At 67.0% G+C, this 5,837-nt stretch carries 2 protein-coding genes, 4 pseudogenes and 2 riboswitches; of the genes and pseudogenes, 4 read left to right on the top strand and 2 right to left on the bottom strand.

From position 1 onward, the window contains the following. Both JCM19049_RS07265 and JCM19049_RS07260 read right to left on the bottom strand, forming a co-directional pair. Positions 1 to 402, bottom strand: a 402-nt coding sequence (locus JCM19049_RS07265) for an acyl-CoA dehydrogenase family protein (protein ID WP_279402676.1), incomplete at its 3' end; no start/stop codon positions are given. Then, positions 354 to 881 carry a hypothetical protein gene (locus JCM19049_RS07260; protein WP_054821250.1) on the bottom strand — a complete coding sequence of 176 codons (528 nt, stop codon included), beginning with the start codon at positions 879 to 881 and terminating at the stop codon, positions 354 to 356. The genes JCM19049_RS07265 and JCM19049_RS07260, both read right to left, overlap by 49 nt. Positions 882 to 896: 15 nt before the next feature. Further along, positions 897 to 986, bottom strand: a riboswitch (SAM riboswitch). A gap of 264 nt (positions 987 to 1,250) precedes the next feature. Then, positions 1,251 to 1,361: riboswitch (SAM riboswitch) on the top strand. A gap of 5 nt (positions 1,362 to 1,366) precedes the next feature. On the opposite strand from JCM19049_RS07260, the pseudogene JCM19049_RS07255 reads away from it, so the two are divergent. The 4 pseudogenes from JCM19049_RS07255 to JCM19049_RS07240 form a co-directional block, all read left to right on the top strand. After that, positions 1,367 to 2,191 (top strand): annotated as a pseudogene (locus tag JCM19049_RS07255) (ABC transporter ATP-binding protein). A 91-nt stretch (positions 2,192 to 2,282) separates the two neighbouring features. Continuing rightward, positions 2,283 to 3,292 (top strand): annotated as a pseudogene (locus JCM19049_RS07250) (aliphatic sulfonate ABC transporter substrate-binding protein). Between the two features lie 3 nt (positions 3,293 to 3,295). Next, a pseudogene (locus tag JCM19049_RS23260) lies at positions 3,296 to 4,118 on the top strand (ABC transporter permease). 32 nt (positions 4,119 to 4,150) lie between these two features. Then, positions 4,151 to 5,837: pseudogene (locus tag JCM19049_RS07240) on the top strand (acetate--CoA ligase); the annotation flags it as partial.

Raw genomic sequence — 5,837 nt, 5'->3', positions numbered from 1 at the left:
GACCGAGGAGCGCAGGTCATTCAGCGCCGCGCGGGCCAGGCCGGCCTGCACGGCCAGCAGCACCAGCTGGAAGATCGCCGATTCGGTGTCGTTCTCATGCTGCGGGATGAAGCTGTCCACCGGGACCCGCTCGAACGTGGTGGTGCCGGTGCCCGTCAGCTGCTGGCCGAACCCGTCCCAGTCGTCCAGGATCCGCACCCCGGAATGCTGGGTGGCCACGACGGCGATCTGCCGACCGGGCAGCTGGGGGTGGGCCACGGCTACCATGGTCCAGTCGGCAAAGATGGTCCCGGTGCAATAGTACTTCTCCCCGGTGACGAACCAGCGGCCCTCGTGCTCGGTGGCCGTGGTGTTCAGGCTGCCCAGCCGGTTGCCGCCGCGTTCGGTGTAGGCGTTGCCCACAATGTGCCCGGCGGAGATCCGCTCCAGCCATTTGGCCTGCAGCGACTGGTCCTCGAAGGCCAGCACGTCTTCGACGAAGGCAGGTGGGCACGCCAGAGCTGGGCGATGTGGGAGTCGGCTTCGGCCAGTTCAATCAGCAGGCGGAAGACATCGGACATGCGGGCACCGTACCCGCCGCGGTCCACCGGGACGCGCAGGGCCCCGAAGCGTTCCCGGTTCAGCAGCCCCACTTGCTCAAAGGGCAGGATGCGCTCCCGGTCCCGGTGGGCTGCGCCCTCGGCGATTTGCGCGAAGACCGGTCGGAAGGTGGCGGCCAGGCGTTCATATTGTTCGTCGGCCCCAGGCCCCGGGGTGATCTTCAGCAGCTGCCGCTCGGGCAGCTGCTCGGGGTGCTGGTCCAGGTCCACGGCGTTGCCGGCAGGGGCCTGGGCAGGGTCGGACAGCGCGTTGAAGTCCGGTTGGGGTTCGCCGAATGACATGCAAGAGCCTCAATTCTTCCATCGGTCCTGGCGGTAGCACCGGCCCGCATGGGGTGGTTGCTGCGGCGTCGTGGAGCCAGATCTCTCAGCCGCTCTGGATGGTTCATCTCATTTGTACCGGCGGTGTCGAAGCCAGCTCAAGGCCGGGCGTCATATTTCGGGGCATGAAGCGCAGATGACGTCGAACGCCCGGATGGCGCGAATGGGCAGGACGTAACAGCCTGACCCCGTCAAGCGGCAGAATGATGCAGAATCCACAAGGGATCAAAGAAATACCAGAATTACCGGCCCCAGAAACGTGTACTTCGAAGATTCGTCACATTACGAACGATTTGCCTTCCATCCGTTCGGGACGATTACATGGTGGCGTAACCATCCCGAGCGGCCGAGAGATCTGGCTCGTTGACGCCGCAGCAACCACCATGACGGGGAGAAGGCCTCTTCCTGCATGGACGGTGCTAACGCCAGAAGCGATGGAGATGACAATGAGTACTGTCCTTGTGTCGCCCACACCCGTGGCGCCATCCACTGCCCGATCGGTTCAGTTCCACAACCTGGGGCGTTCGTTCACCGCAGGACGGCAGACCCGCACGGTCCTGTCGGGCATCGACCTGCAGATCACCGCCGGTCAGGTGGTGGCCATCCTGGGCGCAGCGGCTGCGGCAAGTCCACACTGCTGCGCACCGTCAGCGGCCTGGATCACCCCAGTGTCGGCCAGGTCCGCATTGGCGGCCACGCCGTGGAGGGAATCGATGACCGCTGTGCTGTGGCGTTCCAGGAACCCGGTTGCTGCCGTGGCGGACGGTGCGCCAGAACATCGCCCTGGGCCTGTCTCCGCAGCTGACAGCCCAGGCCGGGCGCGAGCTGATCGCCGAGCTGCTGGAACTGACCGAGCTCACCCACGCGGCGGAACTTCGTCCACGCGAGATTTCCGGGGGCATGGCCCAGCGCGTTTCACTGGCCCGCGCCTGGCACGGCGCCCCGGGGTCCTGCTGCTGGACGAACCGTTCGGCGCGCTGGATGCCCTGACCCGCCTGAAAATGCAGGATCTGCTGCTGGACATCCACCGTTCGTTCCCGACCACGGTGCTGATGGTCACCCATGACGTGGACGAGGCCCTGAGCCTGGCCGACCGCGTCATTGTCCTGGGGCACCGGCGGCCGAACGCGGAGCAGAAGCAGAACGGGGCCGGGGTCATCGAGGACCTGACCCTGAACTCCCCCAGGCCCCGCAACCGGACGGGTTCCGGATTCACCACCCAGCGCGCGCATCTGCTGCAGCTGCTCGGTGTCGACCCGTCGGGCCATTAACCCCCGCGCCGCGTCGCCTTCCTGTCCACCCCTCACCCTTGCGTCCGGGCCTCCTACCGTGCGCCGCCGAACCCACCCGCTAAGGATTCCCATGTCAAAATTCACCCTGTCCCGCCGTTGCGCATTCACCTTCGCCGCCGTCGCATTGGCCGCGAGCAGCCTCAGCGGCTGCGCCGGGGAGAACGCCGCTGCCGGTGAGATCCTGACCCTCGACTATGCGACCTACAACCCCCTGAGCCTGGTGCTGAAGGAAAAGGGATGGCTGGAGGATGCGCTGGCCGACGACGGCATCAGCGTCGAATGGATCCAGTCGGCCGGGTCAAACAAGGCCAACGAGGCACTGCGTGCGGACGCCATCGACGTGGCTCCACCGCCGGCTCCGCCGCCCTGCTGGCCCGCTCCAACGGTTCCCCGATCAAGACGATCGCGTTGTACTCGCAGCCCGAATGGTCAGCACTGGTCGTGGGCAAGGATTCACCGGTTTCCTCGGTCGCCGACCTGAAGGGCAAGCAGGTCGCGGCCACCAAGGGCACCGACCCTACTTCTTCCTGCTGCAGGCCCTGCAGGAGGCGGGGTTGGGGGAAAAGGACATCACGTTGCAGAACGTGCAGCACGCCGACGGGCGCACCGCTTTGGCCAACGGCTCGGTGGATGCCTGGAGCGGACTGGACCCGATCATGCGTCCGCCGAACAGGACGGGGCACGCCTGCTGTACCGCAACCTGGACTTCAACACCTATGGGGCGCTCAACGCCCGTGAGGACTTCCTCAAGGACAGCCCGGAAGTGGCGCAGACCGTGGTTGACGCCTATGAGAAGGCGCGCCAGTGGGCCGGCAGCCACCCGGAGGAAACCGCACAGATCCTGGCCGATGTCGCCGGACTGGACGCTCAGGTCGCCGACACGGTCATCTCCGAGCGATCCAACCTCGACGTGGCGGCGGTCCCGGGCGAGAAGTTCGTTCAGGTGCTGGGCAACATTGGCCGGTGTTTGTCGACAGCGGCGATGTGAAGAGCCAAGCCGAGGTGGACGCCGCACTGGACACCCTGGTTGACGACCAGTTTGCCCGGCAGGCCGATGCCTCACAGATTGCGGGTGAATAGGCGATGACCGCTCCTGTTGACCAGCAGCCGGCCACCACACAAGCCGATGCCCCGCGCGCCGGGCTGCTCGCCGCACTGCTGGGGCTCCCGCACTGGCTGGTGGGCCTGGTTGTCCCCGCCCTGGTCCTGGTGGCGTGGCAGTTGGCCACGACAAGCGGACTGGTGCCCTCCTATGCGCTGCCCACCCCGGCCTCCGTCATCACCGCCGCCGTTGACCTGCTGGAGCGCGGTGAGCTGTGGACCCACATAGGCATCTCCGCCCAGCGGGTCCTGTTGGGCTTTGCCGCCGGTTCGCTGCTGGGCCTGGTCTTCGGTGCCTGGTGGGACTATCGAAGCTGGCCGATGCCTGCTGAGCCTGAGCATCGGGGCGCTGCGCGCGGTCCCGTCACTGGCCTGGGTTCCGCTGCTGGTGCTGTGGATGAAGATGGGTGAGGACTCCAAGGTCACCCTGATCATCATCGGCGCCTTCTTCCCGGTCTTCACCACCGTCTCCCTGGCGCTGCGCCACGTGGATCCCCAGCTGGTGGAGGCGGCCCGCTCCTTTGGCTACCGGGGCCTGCGCCTGCTGCGCACCGTTCAGCTGCCGGCCGTGGTTCCCGCGATCTTCTCCGGGCTGCGCCTGGCCCTGGCCCAGGCATGGCTGTTCCTGGTGGCGGCCGAACTGCTCGGCGCCTCCATGGGCCTGGGGTTCCTGCTCACCGATTCCCAAAACAATGGGCGCATTGACCGCCTGATCCTGACCATCATCTTGCTGGCGATCTTCGGCAAACTCACCGATGCCCTGCTGTCCATCGCCGAACGCAAGGCCATTGCCCGCTGGGCCTAGGGCCCGCGACCACGTGTAAAGGATTTTCTTCGATGACAACCATCGACCTGACCTCCGAGGAAAGCACCGACGAAGCCACCCGCCAGCGCTTCTGGGATAAAGCGGCGAACCTGCTGGACTGGGACACCCGATGGCACACCACCTCCCGGATCGTTGCCGCCGACCCCGCCGCCGAACGCGGCCCGCAGATTTCCTGGTACCTGGGCGGCACGCTGAACGCCGCCGTGAACTGCGCGGACCGTCATGTGGCGGCCGGCCGCGGTGAGAAGGTGGCCCTGTACTTCGAGGGGGAACCCGGGGACCGGGAGACCGTCACCTACCGGGAACTGGCCGAACGGGTATGCCAGGCCGCGAACGCGCTGACCGAACTGGGGATCGGGAAGGGTGACCGGGTGGTCATCTACCTGCCGGTGCTGGTGGAGACGGTGGTCATCACCCTGGCCTGCGCCCGCATTGGCGCGATCCACTCCCTGGTTTTCGGCGGGTTCTCCGCCGCGGCCCTGAAGTTCCGGGTCGAGGACACCGCAGCGAAGCTGCTGGTCACCACGGACGGCCAGTTTCGCCGCGGCGCCGCCGTCCCGGTCAAGGACAACGCGGACGCGGCGGTGGCCGGGGAGAACAACATTGAGAACGTGCTGGTGATCCGGCGCACCGGGTGCGACATCGCCTGGACCGAGGGACGGGACGTGTGGTGGCACGAGCTGGTGGACAGCCAGCCCACCGAACACCAGGCCCAGGCCTTTGACGCCGAAACCCCGCTGTTCATCATGTACACCTCCGGGACCACCGGCAAGCCCAAGGGCTGGTGCACACCACCGGCGGCTACCTGACCCAGGCCGCCTACAGCCACAACCTGTTGTTCGCGAACCCGGACCCGGCGCTGCGCGAGCTGGACGTGCACTGGTGCACGGCGGACCTGGCCTGGGTCACCGCCCACACCTACGAAATCTATGGTCCGCTGGCCAACGGGGTCACCCAGGTGATCTACGAGGGGGTGCCCAACGCCCCGCACCCGGGACGGCATTTTGAGATCATCGAACGCTACAAGGTCACCAGCTACTACACGGCCCCCACCCTGGTGCGTTCGCTCATGGCTGGTTCCCCGACGGCATCCCGGCACACTATGACCTGTCCTCCATCCGGGTGGGCGGCACCGTGGGCGAGGCGGTGAACCCGGAAGCCTGGCGCTGGCTGCGCACCGAAGTGGGACGCAACACCGCCGAAGGCATCCCCATGGTGGACACCTGGTGGCAGTCCGAGTCCGGGGCGACGATCCTCTCCCCGCGGCCCACCGACACCGGCTTCAAGCCCGGCTGTGCCGCGCGAGCCACCCCGGGGGTCGCGGTGGACATCGTGGACGCCCAGGGAACACGTGTGGCCCCCGGCGAACAGGGCAACATCGTCATCACCCGCACCGGTCCGGCAATGGCCCGCACCGTGTGGGGCGATGCGCGTCGCTACTACACCAGCTACTGGAAGCAGTACGCCGAGCAGGGCTGGTTCCTGGCCGGGGACGGGGCCCGGTTCGATGCGGATGGGGACATCTGGATCCTGGGACGCACCGATGACGTCATCAACATCTCCGGGCACCGGCTGTCCACCATTGAAATCGAATCGGCGCTGGTCACCCATCCGGGCGTCGTGGAGGCCGGGGTGTGCCCCACCCCGGACGCCACCACCGGACACGCGGCCACCGCGTTCGTGGTGCCGCTGGACCAG

The organism is Arthrobacter sp. JCM 19049 (genome assembly GCF_001310435.1).
Note: the sequence above shows the minus strand (reverse complement) of the source record. Positions and strands in the feature narration are given on the sequence as shown.

Bases quoted from the DNA above. Each gene is read 5' to 3' on its own strand.
- JCM19049_RS07260 (WP_054821250.1), bottom strand. From the start codon at position 881: ATGTCATTCGGCGAACCCCAACCGGACTTCAACGCGCTGTCCGACCCT.